This window comes from Nocardioides sambongensis (genome assembly GCF_006494815.1).
In the GTDB taxonomy this organism is placed as follows: domain Bacteria; phylum Actinomycetota; class Actinomycetes; order Propionibacteriales; family Nocardioidaceae; genus Nocardioides; species Nocardioides sambongensis.
In genome coordinates this window covers 1063420-1083429 of record NZ_CP041091.1, presented here as the reverse complement: position 1 = coordinate 1083429, position 20010 = coordinate 1063420, and the positions used below count along the sequence as shown (strand labels likewise).

The 20010-nt window shown below is 72.6% G+C and carries 26 protein-coding genes; 8 read left to right on the top strand and 18 right to left on the bottom strand.

The annotated features are described in order from the left end of the window. Window positions 1-3: 3 nt before the first annotated feature. From glnT to FIV43_RS04995, 10 genes are all read right to left on the bottom strand, one after another. Window positions 4-1305 (bottom strand): type III glutamate--ammonia ligase, encoded by a 1302-nt coding sequence (glnT, locus tag FIV43_RS05035; RefSeq protein ID WP_231123700.1) that lies wholly within the window; start codon window positions 1303-1305, stop codon window positions 4-6. Window positions 1306-1443: 138 nt separating this feature from the next. Beyond that, window positions 1444-1995 carry a heme-dependent oxidative N-demethylase subunit alpha family protein gene (locus tag FIV43_RS21370; RefSeq protein ID WP_196780982.1) on the bottom strand — a complete coding sequence of 184 codons (552 nt, stop codon included), beginning with the start codon at window positions 1993-1995 and terminating at the stop codon, window positions 1444-1446. Window positions 1996-2521: 526 nt separating this feature from the next. Continuing rightward, window positions 2522-3541, bottom strand: a complete 1020-nt coding sequence (locus tag FIV43_RS05025; protein ID WP_141013251.1) for a PDR/VanB family oxidoreductase — start codon at window positions 3539-3541, stop codon at window positions 2522-2524. Then, window positions 3538-4125: a dimethylamine monooxygenase subunit DmmA family protein gene (locus tag FIV43_RS20855; RefSeq protein WP_181407685.1), complete on the bottom strand. Its 588-nt coding sequence runs from the start codon at window positions 4123-4125 to the stop codon at window positions 3538-3540. Before FIV43_RS20855 ends, FIV43_RS05025 begins: the two co-directional genes overlap by 4 nt. Then, the gene (locus FIV43_RS20850; RefSeq protein WP_231123699.1) at window positions 4122-5204 is read right to left on the bottom strand and encodes a heme-dependent oxidative N-demethylase family protein; all 1083 of its coding nucleotides are present in this window, start codon (window positions 5202-5204) and stop codon (window positions 4122-4124) included. The genes FIV43_RS20855 and FIV43_RS20850 overlap by 4 nt, the downstream gene beginning before the upstream one ends. Then, window positions 5201-6151, bottom strand: coding sequence for a PDR/VanB family oxidoreductase (locus FIV43_RS05015; RefSeq protein WP_141013250.1), 951 nt, complete (start codon window positions 6149-6151; stop codon window positions 5201-5203). The genes FIV43_RS20850 and FIV43_RS05015 overlap by 4 nt, the downstream gene beginning before the upstream one ends. Continuing rightward, the gene (locus FIV43_RS05010; protein WP_141013249.1) at window positions 6148-6693 is read right to left on the bottom strand and encodes a dimethylamine monooxygenase subunit DmmA family protein; all 546 of its coding nucleotides are present in this window, start codon (window positions 6691-6693) and stop codon (window positions 6148-6150) included. Before FIV43_RS05010 ends, FIV43_RS05015 begins: the two co-directional genes overlap by 4 nt. Then, window positions 6693-7076 carry a cupin domain-containing protein gene (locus FIV43_RS05005; protein ID WP_141013248.1) on the bottom strand — a complete coding sequence of 128 codons (384 nt, stop codon included), beginning with the start codon at window positions 7074-7076 and terminating at the stop codon, window positions 6693-6695. Before FIV43_RS05005 ends, FIV43_RS05010 begins: the two co-directional genes overlap by 1 nt. Window positions 7077-7194: 118 nt before the next feature. Then, a complete protein-coding gene (gene eutC / locus FIV43_RS05000) occupies window positions 7195-7932 on the bottom strand; it encodes an ethanolamine ammonia-lyase subunit EutC (protein WP_141013247.1) in 738 nt (245 codons plus the stop codon). Then, window positions 7929-9329 (bottom strand): ethanolamine ammonia-lyase subunit EutB, encoded by a 1401-nt coding sequence (locus FIV43_RS04995; protein WP_141013246.1) that lies wholly within the window; start codon window positions 9327-9329, stop codon window positions 7929-7931. Before FIV43_RS04995 ends, eutC begins: the two co-directional genes overlap by 4 nt. Before the next feature lie 75 nt (window positions 9330-9404). Here FIV43_RS04995 and FIV43_RS21975 point away from each other — a divergent pair, with 75 nt between their 5' ends. Genes FIV43_RS21975 through FIV43_RS04985 form a run of 3 tightly spaced genes read left to right on the top strand, consistent with a single transcriptional unit; the run spans window position 9405 to window position 10809 of the window. After that, entirely contained in the window at window positions 9405-9971 is a 567-nt protein-coding gene (locus FIV43_RS21975) for an alpha/beta hydrolase (protein WP_231123698.1), read from the top strand. Then, window positions 9947-10390 (top strand): alpha/beta fold hydrolase, encoded by a 444-nt coding sequence (locus tag FIV43_RS21970; protein ID WP_231123697.1) that lies wholly within the window; start codon window positions 9947-9949, stop codon window positions 10388-10390. Before FIV43_RS21975 ends, FIV43_RS21970 begins: the two co-directional genes overlap by 25 nt. Window positions 10391-10434: 44 nt before the next feature. Then, the gene (locus FIV43_RS04985) at window positions 10435-10809 is read left to right on the top strand and encodes a DUF4267 domain-containing protein (RefSeq protein ID WP_141013245.1); all 375 of its coding nucleotides are present in this window, start codon (window positions 10435-10437) and stop codon (window positions 10807-10809) included. A 29-nt stretch (window positions 10810-10838) separates the two neighbouring features. Here the strand turns inward: FIV43_RS04985 and FIV43_RS04980 are convergent, their stop codons facing one another. The 4 genes from FIV43_RS04980 to FIV43_RS04965 are packed head-to-tail and all read right to left on the bottom strand — an operon-like array spanning window position 10839 to window position 14103. Next, window positions 10839-11624, bottom strand: a complete 786-nt coding sequence (locus FIV43_RS04980; RefSeq protein ID WP_141013244.1) for a sulfite exporter TauE/SafE family protein — start codon at window positions 11622-11624, stop codon at window positions 10839-10841. After that, window positions 11621-12748: an SPFH domain-containing protein gene (locus tag FIV43_RS04975; protein ID WP_407938883.1), complete on the bottom strand. Its 1128-nt coding sequence runs from the start codon at window positions 12746-12748 to the stop codon at window positions 11621-11623. Before FIV43_RS04975 ends, FIV43_RS04980 begins: the two co-directional genes overlap by 4 nt. Before the next feature lie 5 nt (window positions 12749-12753). Then, window positions 12754-13260: an NfeD family protein gene (locus tag FIV43_RS04970; RefSeq protein ID WP_141013242.1), complete on the bottom strand. Its 507-nt coding sequence runs from the start codon at window positions 13258-13260 to the stop codon at window positions 12754-12756. Between the two features lie 48 nt (window positions 13261-13308). Continuing rightward, window positions 13309-14103 carry an ABC transporter ATP-binding protein gene (locus FIV43_RS04965; protein ID WP_141013241.1) on the bottom strand — a complete coding sequence of 265 codons (795 nt, stop codon included), beginning with the start codon at window positions 14101-14103 and terminating at the stop codon, window positions 13309-13311. Window positions 14104-14148: 45 nt separating this feature from the next. Here FIV43_RS04965 and FIV43_RS04960 point away from each other — a divergent pair, with 45 nt between their 5' ends. Then, window positions 14149-14901 (top strand): hypothetical protein, encoded by a 753-nt coding sequence (locus FIV43_RS04960; RefSeq protein WP_141013240.1) that lies wholly within the window; start codon window positions 14149-14151, stop codon window positions 14899-14901. An 11-nt stretch (window positions 14902-14912) separates the two neighbouring features. Beyond that, window positions 14913-16133: a phosphoserine phosphatase SerB gene (gene serB, locus FIV43_RS04955; protein ID WP_141013239.1), complete on the top strand. Its 1221-nt coding sequence runs from the start codon at window positions 14913-14915 to the stop codon at window positions 16131-16133. A gap of 75 nt (window positions 16134-16208) precedes the next feature. On the opposite strand, the gene FIV43_RS04950 is transcribed toward serB, so the two are convergent. Next, window positions 16209-16706, bottom strand: a complete 498-nt coding sequence (locus tag FIV43_RS04950; RefSeq protein WP_141013238.1) for a SixA phosphatase family protein — start codon at window positions 16704-16706, stop codon at window positions 16209-16211. Window positions 16707-16773: 67 nt separating this feature from the next. Between FIV43_RS04950 and FIV43_RS04945 the strand changes: the two genes are divergently transcribed. Further along, complete coding sequence (locus FIV43_RS04945) at window positions 16774-17460, top strand: YwaF family protein (RefSeq protein WP_141013237.1); 687 nt, start codon at window positions 16774-16776, stop codon at window positions 17458-17460. A gap of 24 nt (window positions 17461-17484) precedes the next feature. Here the strand turns inward: FIV43_RS04945 and fabI are convergent, their stop codons facing one another. From fabI to FIV43_RS04930, 3 genes are all read right to left on the bottom strand, one after another. After that, complete coding sequence (gene fabI, locus FIV43_RS04940) at window positions 17485-18264, bottom strand: enoyl-ACP reductase FabI (protein ID WP_141015748.1); 780 nt, start codon at window positions 18262-18264, stop codon at window positions 17485-17487. Window positions 18265-18277: 13 nt separating this feature from the next. After that, on the bottom strand, window positions 18278-18988 hold the full coding sequence (locus tag FIV43_RS04935) for a beta-ketoacyl-ACP reductase (RefSeq protein WP_141013236.1): 711 nt from the start codon (window positions 18986-18988) through the stop codon (window positions 18278-18280). 218 nt (window positions 18989-19206) lie between these two features. Further along, a complete protein-coding gene (locus tag FIV43_RS04930) occupies window positions 19207-19422 on the bottom strand; it encodes a dodecin (protein ID WP_141013235.1) in 216 nt (71 codons plus the stop codon). Between the two features lie 26 nt (window positions 19423-19448). Between FIV43_RS04930 and FIV43_RS04925 the strand changes: the two genes are divergently transcribed. Together FIV43_RS04925 and FIV43_RS04920 are read left to right on the top strand one after the other, a co-directional pair. Further along, a complete protein-coding gene (locus FIV43_RS04925) occupies window positions 19449-19751 on the top strand; it encodes a DUF3099 domain-containing protein (protein WP_141013234.1) in 303 nt (100 codons plus the stop codon). Further along, window positions 19741-19935 (top strand): acetone carboxylase, encoded by a 195-nt coding sequence (locus FIV43_RS04920; protein WP_141013233.1) that lies wholly within the window; start codon window positions 19741-19743, stop codon window positions 19933-19935. Before FIV43_RS04925 ends, FIV43_RS04920 begins: the two co-directional genes overlap by 11 nt. The last annotated feature ends 75 nt before the right edge of the window (window positions 19936-20010 follow it).

The window sequence follows — 20010 nt, the reverse complement described above, 5'->3', positions numbered from 1 at the left end:
CGGTCAGAAGGCGGTCAGGTACTTCTCGACCTCCCACGCGCTGACCTGGGCGTGGTAGTCGATGAACTCGCGACGCTTGAGGGCGGTGAAGTAGTCGGCGACCCCGGGACCAGCGCTGTCCAGGACCCCGCTGACGACCGGGTCGGCCGCCAGCAGGTCGACCGCGTCGATCAGGGTGTTCGGCAGCTCGCCCTGCGGGCCGCTGCCGACCGGCCCCGGGTGCGCACCGCGCGCCACGCCGTCCAGGCCGGCTCCCAGCGCTCCCGCGATCGCGAGGTAGGGGTTCGCCGAGGCGTCTCCCCCGCGCAGCTCGATCCGCTGTGCGTCCGGCACCCGCACGTAGTGGGTGCGGTCGTTGCCGCCGTAGGTGGGGCGGCGCGGAGCCCACGAGGCTCCGGAGTTGGTGGACACCGCGCCGGTGCGCTTGTAGGAGTTCACCGTGGGTGCGATCAGCCCCTGCAGCGCCTGGGCGTGGTCCAGGATGCCGGCGACGAAGCCGTAGGCGGTCGCGGAGAGTCCGAGCTCGTCGTCCCCCTCGGCGGCCGGGAAGGCGGGCGTCCCGGCGGCGGTCAGCGAGAGGTGCAGGTGCAGGCCGCTGCCGGTCCGGTCGGCGAACGGCTTGGGCATGAAGGTCGCGATCATCCCGCGCTCCGCAGCGAGCACGGAGAGCAGGTAGCGCAGGGTGACCACGCGGTCGGCCGTGGTGAGCGCCTCGGCGTAGTGGAAGTTCTGCTCGAACTGCCCGTTGCCGTCCTCGTGGTCGTTGGCGTAGTTGCCCCAGCCGAGCTGGTTCATCGCGCTCGAGATCGAAGTCAGGTGGTCATACATCCGATAGACGCCACGCGCGTCGTAGCACGGCTGGTCGGCGACGTCGTCGGGGTCGGCCGTGACGAGCGAGCCGTCGGCGTCCTTGCGGACCAGGAAGTACTCGACCTCGGCACCCACCCAGGGCTCGAAGCCCATCGCCCCGGCCTGCGCGATGACCGCGCGCAGGATGTTGCGCGGGGCGAAGGGCCAGGGCTTGCCGAGCACGTGGGGGTCGCAGTGGACCAGCGCCAGACCCGGCTTGACGAAGTCGAGCGGGGTGAACGAGCTGACGTCGGGGATGGCCACCACGTCGGGGTCCTTCGGTTCCTGCCCGAAGGCGCCGACGGCGTAGCCGGCGAAGCCGACGCCGTCCTCGGCGAGCTCGTCCACCGCCTCCACCGGGACGAGCTTGGCGCACGGTTTGCCGCGCAGGTCGACGAAGAGCGCCAGGATGAACCTGGTCCCGTGCTGCTCCGTCAGGTCTCGCAGTGTCTCCACGATCGTCTCCGTTTCTTACCTGGAATCATCGTACACCCGTAGTAGACACGACGGATGTTGCGCTCCGGTTACACGGCGATGAGGTTCTCGGTCGTCCTCGGCTCAGGCGCGGACTCAGGCGCGGACTCAGGCGCGGACTCAGGCGCGCAGGTAGGCGACCACCGGGTCGCGGTGCCCCAGGAAGCCCTTGTACGACGCGAGGTCCTCGGGCAGCTCCTCGATCACCGCCGCGAGCTGCTCGGGCCATCCGGGCACCTGCTTGATGTCGGCCAGCGAGGCCATGTGGGTGCGGATGTTGAAGGTGACCGTGCCGGTCATCGGCAGCCGGATGAAGTGCTCGACCTCGATCCGCAGCTGCAGATCGCCCCACCGTTCCTCGCGGATCAGCTGCGGGATGTCGTCGGCCCAGGACGGCAGCTCCTCGAGGCTCACGTCGAGCTTGCGGGACCCGGAGGCGGACAGGGTCCAGTTGACCCGGCGATAGACCTTGTCCGCCGGGAGTCGCAGCAGGAACTGCTCGGCGCGGGCGGTGATGCCCTCGCGGGTCAACCGCGGCACCGGGGCGTGGATCTCGTACATGTCCATGCCGACGTCGAAGGAGACCGACCAGGCGGCGGCGAAGGTGACCGCGCCCGCGTCGAAGTAGAGCCGGCCGTCGCGCTCGGTGACCAGCAGCAGGTCGTCCGGCACCTCGCGGGCCAGGAAGTCGAGCGGGCCGCCGGGGATCGAGTCCCACTCCCCAGCGTGAACCCCTGGTCGGTGCCGAGCAGGTCGTTGCGCCAGTGGAAGCGTCGCCGGTCGCCGCCGACGTGCTCGTCGAGGCGCAGCACGTCGGGATGCGCGCCTGCGAGGTCGCGCAGGTAGTAGAGCAGCAGGTCCCAGGCCGCGGGCTCCATGCCGGGTCGCATCTTCACCCGGTGCGGGTCGGCATCCAGGATGCGCCGGCGCGCGGCCATGATCACCGGGTAGTCGGCCCCACCGAGGTCGCACACGGTGCGCCCCCACTCGCCCGCGGCAGTCGTCCGCGGCACCATCGCGGGATCCACGTTGACGCTGTAGCGGAACGACGAGGTGTCGTCCGGGAACGGCCAGGGCAGCCTCGCGCAATGATCCACCGGCGCAGCGAGGAACGCCGCTGCGGCCGGGGTCAGCGGTCGCCCGCCGAGGTCGCCGGTGCTGCCGGTGCGGTCGGTGCTGTCGGTGCTGGTCGTGACGCTCACAGGTCCACCTCGATGGTCGTCGTCGCCGGTGCGCGGGAGACGCAGCAGAGCATCACCTCGCCCGACTGCCTCTCGTCCTCGGTGAGCACCAGGTCGCGGTGCTCGATGACGCCGGCCCGGACCGGGAGCCGGCACTCGCCACACACGCCCTGGCGGCACATGCTGGGTACCTCGACCCCGGCATCGGCGAGCACCTGGAGCACGGACACGCCGGGCGCGACGTCGAGGACGGTCCGGGAGGAGGCGAGCAGCACGCGGAACGGGCTGCCCGGGTCCTGCTCGGGCGCGGTGAACCGCTCCAGGTGCAGCCGGCCGGGAGGCCACCCGGCACCGGCGCCCAGCGCGAGATAGCTGTCCAGCATCGGCACCGGGCCGCAGGCGTAGGCATGGGTGCCGAGGGGCTGGTCGGCGAAGGCGGCGCGCAGCACCGCCAGCGTCTCCTCGACCGTGACCGCCTCGAGCAGCTCGATCCGGGGCCGCGAGGCGGCCAGCGCGCGCAGGTCCGCCAGGTGTGCCGCGTGGCCGGGCCGGTAGGAGTAGACGACGGTGGCGCTGCCACCGCGATCGGCGAGCGCTCGGGCGTGGGAGAGCACCGGCGTCACCCCGATCCCCCCGGCCACGAGCAGCGCGTGCCGCTGGTCGAGGACCGGCGCGAACATCGACCTCGGCCCCTCCACGTCGACGAGGTCCCCGGCGGCCAGGGTGTCGTGCAGCCAGTCCGAGCCACCGCCGTCACCGCGGCGCAGCACGGAGATCCCGTAGCTGTCGGGCTCCATCCCGTCGTCGACCAGGGAGTAGGCGTTGCGCCGGTCGCCGGCGCTCACCACCAGATGGCTCCCGGGCTGGTACGACGCCAGGCGGGCGTCGTACGGATCCGCGAGGCGGAAGTGGGTGATGTCGGGGGTCAACGGCGTCATCGCGACCACCCGCAGGGGGCGGCGGCGGGTGACGTAGGCCGGGTGGCGGTGCAGCGACGGGTCCGTGGCCGGCGCCCGGCCCACGCTCGCGGCGCTCATCCGACGAACGCCCGGTCGCCGTGCCCCGCTCCGTCCAGCTCCGCTCCGCCCAGCCCCGGTCCGCCCCGGTCCCCGGCGCGGACCGGCGCCTCGCCGGTGTCGGAGGCCAGGAAGGCGCCGAGCGTGCCGGCGAGGTGGTCGTGGATCTCGAGCAGCCGGGCGCACCCGGGGCACAGCACCCGTTCGCCGGGGTCGGCGGCGACCCGATGGGTGCCGCGGCAGTGCGCGCAGTAGACTGGGAGGTCGACGGCGTGGGTGGTCTCGAGAGTGATCTCCGCCGGGATCGCACCAGCCTCCCGGGCTCGTGCGGCCGCCTGCAGGACGTCGTAGCGGCCGCCGAGCAGGAGGATCCGGACGCCGGTGCGGGCCGCGGCCAGCGCATCGGCGAGCGCGGCGGCGTCGGCGGGGTGGTCGACGTCGTCCAGCACCACCAGCCGGGTGCTGCCGATCGCCTCGGCGTCGGCGGTGCGCCCGGCGGTGCGCGCCGCGGTGACCGGGTCGGCGCCGACGGAGACGATCAGGAACGAGCCGGCCGCCGGGTCGGGCCACTCCGCGACCCGCCCGTGCGGAGCGGAGCCGCTCATCGACCGGGTCCCGCCGCGCGCAGCCAGGCGGCGGCCCGGTCGCGGTACTTGATGATGCCCTTGTAGTCGGCCATGTCCTCGGGCAGGTCCTCGAGGACCGCCGCGGTCCGCAAGCGCCACGCGTCGACCGTCGCCAACTGCTCCAGCGGCAGCAGGTAGGTGCGGATCAGGAAGCAGATCGCTGCGGACTCGGGTAGGCGGATCAGGTGCTGGACCTCGACGCGGAGGTGGACCAGCCGGCCGAACGTCGCGTCGTCGACGTCGGCGATCATCGCCCGGTCCGGGCCCCACTCCGGATAGAGCTCGGTGGAGACATCCAGGCGGCGGCCGATGGTGAGCGTCCAGTTGGTCCTCCGGTAGGGCTGGTGCGGCTGCAGGCGCTTGAGGAACTCGTGGGCGCGGGTGATCACCCCCATCTCGCGCAGCCGTGGGACCGGGCCGTGGATCTCCAGGAAGCTCATCCCGACGTCGAAGCCGAAGCTCCAGTCGGCGGCGAAGGTGACCACGCCGGCATCGCCCCACAACGAGTCGTTGCGCTGGTCCAGCAGGACGATGTCCTCCTGGACCTGGCCGGCGATCCAGGCCAGCGGCTCGGTGGGCAGCGTCGTGTCGTCGCCGTAGGTGAACTCCTGCACCACGCCGAGCAGGTCGTTCTCCCAGCGCCACCCGTCCCGGGCGCCGGTGCCGGCCGGGTCCCGGGTGAGCCGCATCCGGTCCGGGTGGGCGGCGGCCAGCTCGCGCAGCAGGGTGAGCAGCGTGTCCCACGCCGCGGCGTGCATGTGCGGCAGCACCGCGTGTCGGCCGGGGTCGCGACGCAGGATGGCGGCGCGTTCGGCCAGCTCGGCGCGGTACTCGACGTCGACCTCGACGACAGCGGCTCCCCACTGTCCGGCTGGGGTGGGCACACTCGTCCCGGCCGGCTCGACGTTGGTGCTGTAGCGGTAGCGGTCCGCGACGAAGGGGAACGGGAAGCCGGCGATCAGCGCGTCCTGGTGCGGCGTCAGCGCGGCCTCGGCGGATGCTGCGCTGGTCGGCGTGCTGGTCCGCGTGCTGGTCGGAGTGGCCGGTGCGGTCGTCACAGGGGTACCTCCAGGGTCGGGCCGAGGGAGCGCGAGACGCAGGCCATCACGGCGTCGCCGGCCCGTCTCTCCTCGTCGGTCAGGAACAGGTCGCGGTGCAGCGGGGTGCCGGCGGTGACCGGGATCCGGCACTCGCCGCAGACGCCCTGCCGGCACAGCCGGGGCACCGCGACACCCGCGCCGTCCAGGGCGTCGAGCAGGCTGACCCCGCTGGGGACGTCGACGGTGCTGCCGGAGCCGGTCAGCGTCACCGAGAACGGCTCACCCGGGTCGAGCGCGTCGACGCCGAACCTCTCGGCGTGGAGCCGGGAAGCCGGCCAGCCACCCGCCTGGGCCGCCGCGAGCACGGCGTCGATCATCGCGCCCGGCCCGCACACGTAGAGATGGGTGCCGAGCGGCTGGGTGCCGAGCACCTCGCCGAGCCGGCCCAGCAGGGCGGCCCGGTCGGAGAGCAGCTCGACGCAGCCGCCGGGCAGGGCGGCCACCAGCTCCTCGACGTCGGCCACGTGGGCGCCGTACCCGTCCCGGAACGCGTAGAGCAGCTGCACCCGGCGGCCCCACCGCCGGGCGGCGTGGAGGTGGGAGAGCATCGGCGTGACGCCGATGCCGCCCGCGATCAGCAGGTGCTTGGTCGCCGTGGCGACCGGCGCGAACGCGCTGCGCGGCGGCAGCGCACTGACGGTGTCACCCACGCCGAGGTCGTGGATCCATCGGGAGCCGCCGGCACCGTCGGGGACCCGCAGCACCGAGATCCGGTAGTGCTCGGGCAGCACTCCGTCACTGACCAGGCTGTAGGCGTTGGCCGGCCCCTCGCACTCCACGACCAGGTGGCTGCCCGGCACGAAGGACGGGAGCTCGCCACCGTCGGGGGTCGCGAGGGTGACCGTGCGGATGTCCCGGGCGGCGTCCTCGACCGCGGTCACCACCAGCTTGAGCGTGGCGATCATCGAGCGACCTCCTCGGCGTCGACCTGGAAGCCCAGGAAGCGACCGGTCCGGCGGGACACGTGGTGGTAGACGAGCAGCGATCGGTCGCAGCCCATGCACGGCACCACGTCGTCGATGGCGGCCGCGACGCGGGTCAGAGCACCGCAGTGGCAGCAGTGCACGTCGATGACGCCGCCGAAGACCGGAGCGACCTGCAGCTCGTCGTCCTCGATCCCGGCGCCCAGGGCGGTGCCCCGCAGCGTCAGGCAGTCCCCGACGGGCCCGGTGAGCGCCACCCGCACCCCCACCGAGGCACGACCCAGCGCCTCGGCGAGGCTCGCGGAGGCGCTGGCGGCGTCCGCAGCGGTGATCAGCCGGGCCGGCCGGGGTGCCGCCTGCGCGACCCAGGCCCGGGCCCGGCCCGCCGCCGGGCCGTCTGGAGGCCCGACAGCGACCACCAGGTACGACGCACCCGACCCGTCGAGCGCGGCCGCAGCATCCCCGGGGCCGGTCTGGTCCGGGACCGCCCAGCCGGGGACGCTGGTGTGCTCCAGCGCGGGCATCAGAGCAGGGTGGCGTCGCGGTGACCGGCGTAGAAGGCCAGCGCGTAGGAGGGGGTGCTGAAGTAGATCGTGGAGCCCTTCGGGAAGAAGATCGCGTCCTTGGCCCGGGCCGTCATGACCTGACCGGTCTCCCGGTTCTCCAGCAGGAACTCACCCTCGAGCACGACCTTCATCTCGTCGTACTCGTAGTGGTAGCGCAGCGGGGCGTCGGTGTGCTTGAGCTCGAAGTAGCCGCTGCACATCACGCTGCCCGCGGGGTTCTCGAAGACGTCGCCGATGAACCCCTCGGTGCCGGGGTAGTCGGCGTCCGGCATCTTCGGGAGGTCCTGCCACGCTCCCGGGACGACGTGGAACGGAGCCTGCGTGGTCGTCGTGCTGTCCATGGTCCAACCGTTCTCTGAGAGTTGACTCTGCCAACTCCTATGAAACAGTCGCGGTGTTTCGGCCGTGTTGAACCCACGTGCCGATCACGAGAAGCGAGCCGGCTCAGGCCGGACCGGCTCAGTCCAGCTCGTGGGAGCCGGCCTTGAGTCGCACCCCGGTCGCGCCCAGGGTGCGCGCACCGACGATGAGCGCGGCGATGGTGCGCGCGGCCTCGGCATGGCCGAGGCCGTTCGGCGGACGGATGTTGGACACGCAGTTGCGCGCCGAGTCCTGGATCCCGGGACGCGGGTGCCAGGTGAGGTAGGCGCCGAGGCTGTCGCTGGCCGAGAGACCGGGCCGCTCCCCGATCAGCACCAGGCACATCCGGGCCCCCAGCGCCGCACCCACGTGGTCGCCGAGCGCCACCCGCGCCTGGGTGGCCACCACCGGCGGCGCCACGACCGTGGCGGCGTCCAGGCGGGGCACCAGCTCCCCGAGCAACGGGACGGCATGCGCCTCCACGGCGGCGGAGGAGAGGCCGTCCGCGACGACCACCACGAGGTCCGGCCGGGTCTCGCCGGGCTCCGGCAGCGCGTCGAGCGCACCCGCCTCCGGCACCCGCCCCAGGTCCGGCCGGGTCAGGTACGTCGTCCGGTCGGGTGCCGCCGACCGCAGCACCGTGGCGCGGCCGAGCCCGAGCGCGGCCAGGTCGCCGGTGAGCCGGTCGACGTCCAGGGCACGGTGCACCGCGTCGCGGGCCACCGCGTGCGCGGCGCCGGCGGCGAGGAGCGCCTCGGTGCTGGTCGCGTTGCCGCGGCGCCCGAGACCGATCCGGGCGGGGGTGGTGGCGCGCAGCGGGGACCAGAAGTCGCTCATGCCAGCGCTCGCAACGGGCTCGTCGCAGGATCCACGGCGCGCACGCCGCCGTCGCCGTCGAGCATGCCGAGACCGTCCAGCCAGGCCTCGAACTCCGGTGCCGCGCGCAGCCCGAGCACCTGTCGCGTGGTCAGCGCGTCGTGGAAGGAGGTCGACTGGTAGCCGAGCATCACGTCGTCCGCGCCCGGCACGGCGATCACGAACGTGCACCCCGCCACCCCCAGCAGGGTCAGCAGCGTGTCCATGTCGTCCTGGTCGGCCTCGGCGTGGTTGGTGTAGCAGACGTCGACCCCCATCGGCAGTCCGAGCAGCTTGCCGCAGAAGTGGTCCTCCAGGCCGGCCCGGAGGATCTGCTTGCCGTCGTAGAGGTACTCGGGACCGATGAAGCCGACCACGGTGTTGACCAGCAGCGGATCGAACCTCCTGGCCACGCCGTACGCACGGGTCTCCAGGGTCTGCTGGTCCACCGGAGCGCCGTCGGTGCCCCGGTGCGCGTCCGCGGAGAGCGCGGAGCCCTGACCGGTCTCGAAGTACATCACGTTCTGCCCGACCGTGCCCCGCCGCAGCGAGCGGGCCGCCTCGTCCGCCTCGGCCAGCATCGCGAGCTCGACGCCGAAGCCGGCGTTGCCGCCCTGGGTGCCGGCGATGGACTGGAAGACCAGGTCCACCGGGTGGCCGGCGGCGATCAGGTCGGTGGTGGTGGTCACGTGGGTGAGCACGCACGACTGGGTCGGGATCGCGTAGCGCTCGCGGACGTCGTCGATGAGGTGCAGCAGGCGCGCCACGGTCCGCGGGTCGTCGGAGGCCGGGTTGACGCCGATCACCGCGTCCCCGCAGCCGAGCAGCAGCCCGTCCAGCATCGCCGCCGCCACCCCGGTGGGGTCGTCCGTGGGGTGGTTGGGCTGCAGCCGGGTGGCGAGGCGTCCGGGCAGGCCGAGCGTGGTCCGGAACGCGCTGTGCACCCGGGTCGCGGCCGCTACCGTGATCAGGTCCTGGTTGCGCATGATCTTCGAGACCGCCGCGACCATCTCCGGGGTCAGCCCCGGCGCCACCCCGGCCAGGACCCCACCGGCGTCGGCGCCGACGGCCGCCTCGAGCAGCCACTCCCTCAGCCCCCCGACCGTCAGGTGGGCGACGGCGGAGAACGCCTCGGCATCGTGGTCCTCGAGGATCAGCCGGGTGACGTCGTCGTGCTCGGGCGGCACCACGTGCTCGTGGAGGAAGGTGGCCAGCGGGAGGTCGGCGAGGACGAACCGGGCCGCCGCCCGCTCCGCGTCGGACGCTGCCGCGCAGCCTGCGAGGACGTCGCCCGAGCGCAACGGGGTGGCCTTGGCCAGCACGTCGACCAGGCCGGAGAACTCGTACGTGTGCCCGTGGAGGGCCTGGCGGTACTTCACGCGGCCGACCCTAGCCGCGAAATGTTTCGTCACCGTGGCTCCGGCAGCGCCGCCGGTTGCGGCACACTGGGATCCGTGACGAACGAGCCCTCCACCCCGGTCACCGACGTGCTCGGCGAGCCGTGGACCGCAGAGACGATCACGTTGGCCCCCGACGAGGAGGGGCAGGTGGTGGCGACCCTGGTCCACGCTCCCTCGGTGGGCGGGAGCGAACGCGCCGTGCTGCACGTGCACGGCTTCTCCGACTACTTCTTCCAGGCCGACTTCGGCCAGTGGTGGCTGGATCGCGGTCACGACATGTACGCCCTGGACCTGCGCAAGTACGGCCGGTCCCTGCGCCCGCACCAGTCGGCGACCTACGTCGCCGACCTGGACACCTACTTCGAGGAGCTGGACGCCGCCTGGCAGCGGATCACCGAGCGCGACGGGCACCGCGAGGTGGTGATCTCGGCGCACTCCACCGGCGGCCTGGTCGTCGCGCTGTGGGCCGACTCACGCCAGCCCCGGGCGCTGGCGGGGATGTTCCTCAACTCGCCGTGGCTCGACCTGCAGGGCCCCCGGTGCTGCGCACCCGAGCCGCCAACCTCGCCGTCGACGTGCTCGGCCGGAGGCGACCGATGTCCGAGCTGGGTCGCGACGTGAGCGGCTTCTACGCCCGCGGTCTGCACCGCGACCACGATGGCGAGTGGGACTTCGACCTCACCTGGAAGCCGGTCGACTCCTTCCCGGTCCGGTTCGGGTGGCTCCGCGCGATCCGGGCCGGTCACGCCCGGCTGCAGCGGGGCCTGGACGTACCGGCGCCGGTGCTGGTCGTCTCCTCGGACCGGTCCAGCCACCCCAAGGAGATGACCGAGGACGTCTTCCGCACCGACATCGTGCTCGACGTCCGCCAGATCCGGCGCTGGTCGACCGCGATCAGCAGCTGCACCACCTACGTGGCGGTGCCCGGCGCGGTGCACGACGTGGTCCTCTCCCGGGAGCCCGTGCGTGCCAAGGTCTATGCCGAGCTCGACCGCTGGTTGGGCGCCTACGTCGACAACGCGGTCGACGCCACGCCGTAGCGCGGCGGGGCCCTCGGCCACCGCCGCAGAATAGGGTCCTGCCCATGGACCCCGTCACCGGACTCTCGATCGGCCGCATCGTCATCGGCGCCGCGGCTCTCGCCTCGCCCGAGCAGGCAGCCAGGGCGAGCGGACTCTCCCCCGCGGAGAACCCGCACATGGACTACTTCACCCGGATGTTCGGCGCCCGCGAGGTGGCCCTCGGCGCGATCACCCTCGTCGCCCGCGGACCGCTGCGCCGCAACCTGACCATCGTCGGCATCGCGGTGGACGCGGCCGACGCGGTCTCCGCCGGTCTCGGACTCACCGGACAGCGGGTGCCCAAGCCGGCCAGCGGTGTACTGCTGGGCGCGGCCCTGGGCGCGGTCGGGGCCGGCGTGGTGTCGCTGGCCCGCCGTCGTCGTACCGCGACCGCCTGAGACTCAGCCCGGGATCGGCCGTACCGGGCTCAGGTCAGCAGGGTCACCAGGGCGACCAGGCCGACCACCACGATCGCCGCGCGCAACGCGGTCGGCGGCAGCTTGCGGCCGACCGCGGCGCCGAGGAACCCGCCGATCACCGCACCGACCCCGATCAGCAGCACCAGCAGCCAGTCGACCTCGGCGTCGGTGCCGAAGAGGTTCAGCTCGGCGACGATCACGAAGAGCACCCCCGCCACCCCGTTCGCGGCCGCCACCAGCACGTTCTTGACCGCGTTGAGGCGCTGCAGGCCCTCGGCGATGCCGATGCCGAGCACCGCCATCAGGATCACGCCCTGCGCGGCGCCGAAGTAGCCGCCGTAGATGCCGGTGCCGAACACCGCGGGCGCCACCCACCACGCGCCGTCGCCGTCCTGGCCCTGCTCGGCCTGACGGCGCGCCACCCGTGCCGAGAGCCGCGGCTGCACCACCACCAGGACCAGGCCGAGCGCGATCAGCACCGGGACGACCGCCTCGAACGCCCCCGCAGGGAGCACCAGCAGCAGGATCGCGCCCACGATCGCGCCGCTGACCGAGCAGACCAGGAGGCGCTGCACGCGGCGGCGCTGGCCGACGAGCTCGCGGCGGTAGCCCACCGCCCCGGCGACCGAGCCCGGGACCAGGCCCAGGCTGTTGGAGATGTTCGCCGTCAGCGGGGGCACGCCGACGGCCACCAGGGTGGGGAAGGTGATCAGCGTGCCGGACCCCACGACGGCATTGATGGTCCCGGCCGCGACCCCTGCGAGCAGGATCGCGACCGCCTCGATCAAGCTCACCGACCAGGAGCCTCCGGGTCGGCGTCGGAGGGGTCGACTCCGGTGTCGAGCGTGGTCTCGCCGGTCGAGGACGTGCCGCGGCCCGGGTGGGCCGCGCTCTCCGCCTCGGCGATCGCCTGCTGCACGGCGGCCTCGACCGCGCTCACCTCGTCGTCGGAGCGGCGCTCGGTGATCGGCTCGCTCGGCCCCATGTCGACCCTGGTGCGAGGTCCGGAGGTCTCGGTGGGGATCCCGGGAAGGTCGGCGATCGTCGACCCGAGCCCCTTCAGGGCCTCGCCGATCTCGCTGGGGATGATCCACAGCTTGTTGGCGTCGCCGTCGGCGATCCTCGGCATCATCTGCAGGTACTGGTAGGCCAGCAGGGACTGGTCAGGACGCCCGTCGTGGATCGCCTGGAACACCGTCTGGATCGCCTGACCCTCACCCTGGGCACGCAGGATCGCCGCCTCGCGGTCCGCCTGGGCGCTGAGGATCGCGGACTCCCGCTGGCCCTCGGCGTTGAGGATGGCCGACTGCTTGTTGCCCTCGGCGGTGAGGATGGCGGACTGCCGCTGACCCTCCGCGGAGAGGATGAGCGCACGCTTGTCGCGGTCGGCGCGCATCTGCTTCTCCATCGCGTCCTTGATCGAGACCGGCGGGTCGATCCCCTTGATCTCCACCCGGTTGACCCGGATCCCCCACTTGCCGGTGGCCTCGTCCAGGACACCGCGCAGGCCGGAGTTGATCTGGTCGCGGCTGGTGAGCGTCTGCTCCAGGTCCATACCGCCGATGATGTTGCGCAGCGTGGTCATCGTGAGCTGCTCGATCGCGGAGATGTAGTTGGCGATCTCGTACGTCGCCGCGATCGGGTCGGTGATCCGGAAGTAGATCACCGTGTCGATGTCGACGGAGAGGTTGTCCTCGGTGATCACCGACTGCGGCGGGAAGCTGACCACCTGCTCGCGCAGGTCGATCTGGTAACGCACCGTGTCGACGAACGGGACGACGAAGTTCAACCCGGCCGACAGCGTCTGCTTGTACTTCCCGAAGCGCTCGACGATGCCGGCTCGTGCCTGCGGCACCACCCGGACGGTCTTCGCCAGCACCACCACCACGAAGATGAAGAGCAGGGCGAGCAGGATCAGCAGGATCACGGGGTCTCCTTGTCGTCGGTGTTGCCGAGGTCCTCGAAGCCCTCCGAGGAGGGCGGTTCCGGCAGCGCTCGAGGCCGTACGACGGCCGTCGCGCCGCGGATCTCGAGCACCTCGACGCGCTCGCCGATCCGCAGGTCCGTGTCGGCGCTGGCCGTCCAGATCTCACCGTCGAGCTTGACCCGCCCCGGCCGCACCGAGCTGATCGGCTCGGTGACCACGGCCTCCAGGCCGACCACCCGGGCATTGCCCAGGACCAGGTCAGGCCCGCCGTGGAAGCGCCGGGCCAGCGAGGGTCGCACCACGGCGAGCATCGCCACCGAGACCACCGAGGCGACCAGCACCTGCACCCCGACCGAGTCGGTGACCAGCGCCGTGCCCATGCCGGCGAGGGCGCCGGCGGCGAGCATCGCCAGGATCAGGTCGAGCGAGAACATCTCGGCCACGCCCAGCAGGATGGCCGCACCCAGCCAGGCCTCCCACAGGTGATCGCGGAGCCAGTCCATGTCCCGACCCTATCCGGCCACCGGTCGCGAGACGTCGGTCACGTCCGGTCAGCCCCGACGGCGTCGCCGGCGAGCCGCCCACCTGCCGTCGTGGTGCTCGAGCTCGAGAGGCATCCCGAAGGTCGCCGAGAGCCCCGCCGCCGTCAGCGTCGACTCGATCGGCCCGGCGTCCACGACGGCGCCGTCGCGCAGCATCAGCACGTGGGTGAAGCCCGGCGGGATCTCCTCGACGTGGTGGGACACCAGCACCGTCGCCGGCGAGTCGGGGTCGTAGGCGAGCACCGACAGCGTGGAGACCAGGTCCTCGCGACCACCCAGGTCGAGGCCGGCAGCGGGCTCGTCGAGGAGCAGCATCTCCGGGTCCGTCATCAACGCACGCGCGACCAGGACCCGCTTGCGCTCGCCCTCGGAGAGGGTGCCGTAGGTCCGGTCGGCCAGGCGGGTGACACCGACCTCCTGCATCAGTGACTCCGCGCGCTTGATGTCGACGTCGTCGTACTGCTCACGCCAGCGGCCGACCACGGCGTGCGAGGCGGAGATGATCACGTCGCGGACCTTCTCCTCCCGCGGGATGCGCTCGCCGAGGGCGGCGCTGGTCACCCCGATCCGCGGGCGCAGCTCGAAGACGTCGACCGTGCCGATCAGCTCGCCGAGCACGCCCACCGCACCGCCCGTCGGGTGGATCTGGGCGCCCGCGACCTGCAGCAGGGTGGTCTTGCCGGCGCCGTTGGGCCCGAGCACCACCCAGCGCTCACCGTCCTTGACCACCCAGGTCACACGGTCGAGCAGCGTCGCCCGTCCTCGCCGGACGGTCACCTCTGCGAGTTCCAGCACAGCGGGCATGCGGGCCACCCTAGCCGCCGCTCCTGCGGGTATCGTCACCGCCTCGTGAGCCCTGAGACCGCCGACCTCCCGGCCGCCGTCCGCCTGTCCTGGTGGGGCACCGGCTGGCTACGCGCAGAGGTCTCCGAGGGCGTGCTGGCCGCCGCCGTGGCCGGCGCCGAGGTGCGCCACCTGGTCGTCGGCGCGCCCAACGACGACCCGTCGGTCGGCAGCCTGACCACCTTCCTGGAGGCGGAGCGGGCGGCCGGCGGCGAGAGCGTCGCCGCCGCGTTCCCCGGCGCCGGGGACCCCGTCGGCCTTCGCGGCCCGCGGACGCTGACCGCCGCGGCGATCGAGGCCGGTCAGGCGGTGGTGCTGCCGGCGCTCGGCAAGGGCCTGGTGCCGGTCCAGGTCGGACCCGTCGTCGAGTGGCACGAGTACGACGCCCACCGCCCGCTCCCCCCGGACCTGGGCGAGGCCGACCGCACCCTGCGCGGAGCGCTGCTCGCCGCCGCCGACGGCCTGGCCGCGCTGGACGTCGCGTCCTGGAGCCCCGAGGTCGCCGACGACCTGATCGACCTGCGCGCCGGGAGCGTCGTACCGGGGGTGTCCTGGGTCCCCGAGCGGAGCCGCGTGCTGCTGGCCCGGGCGCTCCACCTGCGCGACGTGGTCGACCTCGCGCTGAGGGACGACGGCGGCGCGCTCGGGGTCACCGAGGCCGCCCGGCGACGTGACCTGCTCGAACCGCTGGGCGCGGCCGTACGGCGGGCACTGACCGCCTGCTGTTCCCCTGACGGCTGGCCGCCCGTGGCGCGATAGCCTCCTCCGCGATGAGCGCTGCGCACGACGCCAAGGACACGCTGCTGATCACCGTCACCGGGAAGGACCGGCCCGGTGTGACCTCAGCGGTGTTCGCGACCCTCGCGCAGGCCGGTGTCAGCGTCGTCGACCTCGAGCAGATCGTGGTCCGCCGCCGGCTGGTGCTCGGGGTCCTGGTCACCGCGCCCCGGGACACCCGGAGGCTGCGCAGCGCGATCGAGCACACCATCACCGAGCTCGGCATGGCGGTGGAGATCGAGAAGGGCTCGGGCGACAACCGATCGCGGCGCGAGGGGCGCACCCACGTCACGGTGATCGGCGCCCCGCTCCGCGCCGCCGCGATGGCGGCGGTCGCCGGCAGGATCGCCGACGCCGGCGGCAACATCGACCGGATCGAGCGGATGGCCCGCTATCCGGTCACCGCGATCGAGCTGCACGTCTCCGGCGCGCTGCCCGACCGGCTCCGGAGCCTGCTCGCGGCCGAGGCGACGGCCAGCGGCATCGACATCGCGGTCCAGCCGGTCAGCATCCTGCGGCACGGCGTCCGGCTGATCGTGATGGACGTCGACTCGACCCTGATCCAGGGCGAGGTGATCGAGATGCTGGCGCGCCACGCCGGTCACGGCGACGAGGTCGCGGAGGTCACCGAACGGGCGATGCGGGGCGAGCTCGACTTCGAGGAGTCGCTGCGGGCGCGGGTGGCCCTGCTGAGGGGCCTGGACGCGTCGGTGCTGGACGAGGTCTACGGGTCCATCGTGGTCAACCCGGGAGCGCGCACCCTGGTCCGGACGCTGCGCCGGCTGGGCTACCGGTTCGCGATCGTCTCCGGAGGGTTCAGCCAGATCACCGACCGGCTCGCCGCCGACCTCGGGATCCACCGCGCCCGCGCCAACACCCTGGAGATCGTCGACGGACGTCTCACCGGACGGGTCGTCGGCGAGGTGGTCGACCGGGCGGCCAAGGCCCGGGCGCTGCGGGAGTTCGCCGCCGACCTCGGGGTGCCGGAGGCGGCCACCATCGCGATCGGTGACGGCGCCAACGACCTCGACATGCTGGCCGCGGCCGGTCTCGGCATCGCCTACAACGCCCGCGCGGTGGTCCGGGACGCCGCCGACACCTCGCTCAACGTGCCCTACCTGGACACGATCATGTATCTGCTCGGGATCACCCGCGAGGAGATCGAGGCGGCCGACGCCGAAGCCGGCATCGTCACGCCCGCTCCCCCGATATGAGCCGCCCCGGGGTCCGGGCTCAGCTTGGATTCACCGATGGGGGCGCGCAGTAGCCGAGAATCGGTGAATCCAAGCTCAGGCCCGGCCGACCTCGAACAGCCGCAGCCTGCTGCTCGCCGGACCGAGGTCCGCCCAACCGCCGTCGTGCTCGAGGACCGCGGCGGTCGCGGTCGGGAATCCGCCGGCCAGCTCGGAGGAGGCCGGGCCGTGGCCGTCGTCGAGACCGTGGGCGAGCATGCCCATGGTCGGGTTGTGGCCGACCACCGCGACCGTGCCGACGACGTCCTCGGTGACCCGCAGCAGCTCCAGGACCGACTCCTCGTCGGCTCCGTACAGTCCCCGGTCGGTGTGCGCGGAGACGTCCCAGCCGGCGGCCGCGCGCACCCCGTCCCAGGTCTGCTGCGCACGCCGGGCGCTGGAGACGTACACCAGGTCCGGGGACACCCCGAGGGCTCGCAGTCGCCGGCCCAGCTCGGCGGCGTCCTGCCGGCCGCGTTCGGTCAGCCGACGGTCGTGGTCGCTGGCCGCGAAGGACTCGGCCTTCGCGTGCCGGACCAGCACGACACTGCGCATCTGCTCACCTTAGCGACCCCGGCGCCGGCACCGCCCACGGTCGCCGACGGCATGGGAGACTGCGGCCGTGACGCCGTACGGGGTCAGCCACCTGGTGCCACTGGCCGTCTTCGCGGTCGGCCTGCTGGTGGTGGTCCTGCTCGGCCGTCGGCCTCGCCGGAGCCGGCGACTCCGTGTGGTCGAACGGTGCTGGGCAGTGGCGATCGTCGCCTGCACGGTGCCCTTCCAGCTCTACGACGCTGCGACCGACTTCGAGCTCGGCGTCTCGCTCCCCCTGCACCTCTGCGACCTGGCGTGGGTGGCCGCAGCGGTCGCGTTGTGGACCCACCACCGGATCGCCGTCGCACTGACCTTCTACTGGGGCCTGGTGCTGACCGTGCAGGGCCTGGTCACGCCGTCGCTGGGCGAGGACTTCCCCGAAGGGCGCTACTTCGCCTTCTGGGCGCTGCACATCCTGATCGTGTGGGCAGCGGTGCACCTGGTGATGGACCCGTCGCTGCGCCCCGGGTGGCCCGAGTACCGAGCCACCCTCGCGATCACCCTGACCTGGGCCGGGGCGGTCTACGTGTTCAACGTGGTGGCCGACACCAACTACGGCTATCTGCGCGCCAAACCGTCGTCCGGGTCACTGCTGGACCTGCTCGGGCCGTGGCCGCTCTACGTGGCCCTCGAGATCGCGATCGTCGCGGCGGTGTGGGCGGCGATGACCGCCGTCCTGCACCGGCCGGCCGAGCGGCGTGCTGCGGCGTCGTGATCTGCGGGGCGTGCTCCGGCGGTCTCAGGCGCCCATCGCGTGGAAGCCGCCGTCGACGTGCACGATCTCGCCGGTGGTCGCGGGGAACAGGTCCGACAGCAGCGCGCACACGGCGCGCGCGGTCGGCTCCTGGTCGCCGTTGTCCCAGCCGAGCGGAGCCTTCGACTCCCACAACGAGTCCAGCTCCTCGAAGCCGGGGATCGCCTTGGCGGCCAGCGTCTTGAGCGGGCCGGCCGAGACCAGGTTGACCCGGATCCCGTCGGCACCGAGATCGCGGGCGAGGTAGCGCGACGTCGACTCCAGCGCGGCCTTGGCGACCCCCATCCAGTCGTAGACCGGCCAGGCGACGGAGGCGTCGAAGGTCAGGCCGACGATCGACCCGCCCTCCGACATCAGCGGACGGGTCGCGTTGGCCAGCGACTGCAGGGAGTACGCCGAGACCTGGACCGCCTGCGCGACGTCCTTCCAGGGCCCGGTGAGGAACTTGCCGCCGAGCAGGGTCTCGGGGTTGCCGTAGGCGATCGAGTGGACCACGCCGTCCAGGCGGGCGTCGGGTCCGAGGTGCTCGCGCACCTGCGCGGCCAGGCCCTCGAGGTGCTCCTCGTCGGTGACGTCGAGCTCCAGCACCGGCGGCATCTCGGGGAGCCGCTTGGCGATGCGACGGGTGATCCGCAGCGCTTGGCCGAAGTTGGAGATCAGCACCGTCGCGCCCTGCTCCTGCGCGAACTTCGCCACCGCGAAGCCGATCGAGGTGTCGAGGGTGACACCCGCGACCAGGATGGTCTTGCCGTCGAGGATCTTCATGCCGCTCATCCGTTCAGTGCCCCATTCCGAGTCCGCCGTCGACCGGGATGACGGCCCCGGTGACGTATGCCGCTCCATCTCCGGCCAACCAGGTGACCGCGCCCGCGACCTCCGTCGGGTCGGCGTACCGACCGAGCGGCACCTGTCCGCGGATCGCCGACTTCTGCTCGTCGCTGAGCACGGCGGTCATGTCGGTGTCGACGTAGCCCGGCGCCACCACGTTGGCGGTGATGTTGCGCGAGCCCAGCTCGCGCGCCATCGACCGTGCCATCCCGACCAGGCCCGCCTTCGAGGCGGCGTAGTTGACCTGGCCCGGCGAGCCGAGCAGCCCGACGACGCTGGAGATGAAGATGATCCGGCCGCGCTTGAGGCGGAGCATGCCCTTCGCCGCCCGCTTGGCCAGGTGGAACGAGCCGGTGAGGTTGGTGTCGATCACCGAACTCCAGTCGGACTCCGACATGCGCAGCAGCAGGGTGTCGGCGGTGATCCCGGCGTTGGCGACCAGCACCTCGACCGGGCCGTGGGCCGCCTCGGCCTCCTTGAACGCCGCGTCGACCGAGGCGGCGTCGGTGACGTCGGCCTTGATCTCCAGCGCTCCGTCCGGAGCGCCCCCGCTGCGGGTGGTGACGGCGACCTTGTCGCCCTGGGCGACGAAGGCCTCGGCGATGGCGCGGCCGATGCCGCGGTTGCCGCCGGTGATCAGGACGGATCGGGGCTCGTTCACGGCTCCGACGCTAGTGGCGCGGGCGGTGCGGTCTCGCTGCCCGTGGGCCCGAAGATGCCGGACCTTCTTTGTGGGATCCCTACAAGCGCGGGTGGCGTCGGCCTCAGCCACCCGCGCTCGTGCCGAGAGGTCGCCCGGTCACCGCCGAGAGGTCGCCCGGTCACGGCCGAGAGGTCACCCGGTCACGGCCGAGAGGTCACCCGGTCACGGCCGAGAGGTCACTCGTCGTCCTCGAGGCGGAAGCCGACCTTGATCCCCACCTGGAAGTGCTCGACCTCGCCGTCCTTGACCTGGCCACGGACCTGGGTGATCTCGAACCAGTCGACGTGGCGCAGGGTCTGGCTCGCTCGGGAGATGCCGTTGCGGACGGCCTGGTCGATCCCCTCGGGAGAGGTGCCGACGATCTCGGTGACACGGTAGGTGCGGTTCGTCATGCAACGGAGCCTAGTACGCTGATCAGGTGGCGGGAGCAGACGCCGGACCGATCCGGATCACCACCGCGGGCACCAGCCCGCAGGCGGACCTCGCACGCCGTCAGCAGCGCTATCTCTTCTGGATGGGCCTGCGCACGATCTGCTTCATCGGTGCCGCAGCGGCCGGCGTGGCCGGCATCCACTGGCTGTGGCCGTTGCTGATCGTGGGCGCCGTGGTGCTCCCCTACGTGGCGGTGGTGATGGCCAACGCCAACGACAGCCGCGACACCACCCTCCCGCTGACCGGAGCCGGTGACGCCCAACGCCAACTGGGGTCCCGTGGAACCTGACGTCTGCTCCGCCAAGGGGTGCCGCGCACCCGCGACCTGGCAGCTGCAGTGGAACAACCCCAAGCTGCACACGCCCGACCGACGCAAGATCTGGCTGGCCTGCGACGAGCACCGCGCTTCGCTGGAGTCCTTCCTCGGCGCCCGGCAGTTCCTCAAGGAGACGGTCCCGCACACCCCCGCCTGATCGTCGAGTTGGGGTTTCGGCCCCGTCGAGTCGGGGGCTCGGCCCCGTCGACTCGACGCCACACCAACCCCAGGC

What these genes read in the sequence shown, in the direction of transcription:
- FIV43_RS05025 (WP_141013251.1), bottom strand. Translation starts at nt 3,541, where the DNA reads ATGAGCGCCGCGAGCGTGGGCCGGGCGCCGGCCACGGACCCGTCGCTG.
- FIV43_RS20855 (WP_181407685.1), bottom strand. Translation starts at nt 4,125, where the DNA reads ATGAGCGGCTCCGCTCCGCACGGGCGGGTCGCGGAGTGGCCCGACCCG.
- FIV43_RS05015 (WP_141013250.1), bottom strand. Translation starts at nt 6,151, where the DNA reads ATGATCGCCACGCTCAAGCTGGTGGTGACCGCGGTCGAGGACGCCGCC.
- FIV43_RS05010 (WP_141013249.1), bottom strand. Translation starts at nt 6,693, where the DNA reads ATGCCCGCGCTGGAGCACACCAGCGTCCCCGGCTGGGCGGTCCCGGAC.
- FIV43_RS05005 (WP_141013248.1), bottom strand. Translation starts at nt 7,076, where the DNA reads ATGGACAGCACGACGACCACGCAGGCTCCGTTCCACGTCGTCCCGGGA.
- eutC (WP_141013247.1), bottom strand. Translation starts at nt 7,932, where the DNA reads ATGAGCGACTTCTGGTCCCCGCTGCGCGCCACCACCCCCGCCCGGATC.
- FIV43_RS21970 (WP_231123697.1), top strand. Translation starts at nt 9,947, where the DNA reads ATGTCCGAGCTGGGTCGCGACGTGAGCGGCTTCTACGCCCGCGGTCTG.
- FIV43_RS04985 (WP_141013245.1), top strand. Translation starts at nt 10,435, where the DNA reads ATGGACCCCGTCACCGGACTCTCGATCGGCCGCATCGTCATCGGCGCC.
- FIV43_RS04970 (WP_141013242.1), bottom strand. Translation starts at nt 13,260, where the DNA reads ATGGACTGGCTCCGCGATCACCTGTGGGAGGCCTGGCTGGGTGCGGCC.
- FIV43_RS04965 (WP_141013241.1), bottom strand. Translation starts at nt 14,103, where the DNA reads ATGCCCGCTGTGCTGGAACTCGCAGAGGTGACCGTCCGGCGAGGACGG.
- serB (WP_141013239.1), top strand. Translation starts at nt 14,913, where the DNA reads ATGAGCGCTGCGCACGACGCCAAGGACACGCTGCTGATCACCGTCACC.
- FIV43_RS04950 (WP_141013238.1), bottom strand. Translation starts at nt 16,706, where the DNA reads ATGCGCAGTGTCGTGCTGGTCCGGCACGCGAAGGCCGAGTCCTTCGCG.
- fabI (WP_141015748.1), bottom strand. Translation starts at nt 18,264, where the DNA reads ATGAAGATCCTCGACGGCAAGACCATCCTGGTCGCGGGTGTCACCCTC.
- FIV43_RS04930 (WP_141013235.1), bottom strand. Translation starts at nt 19,422, where the DNA reads ATGACGAACCGCACCTACCGTGTCACCGAGATCGTCGGCACCTCTCCC.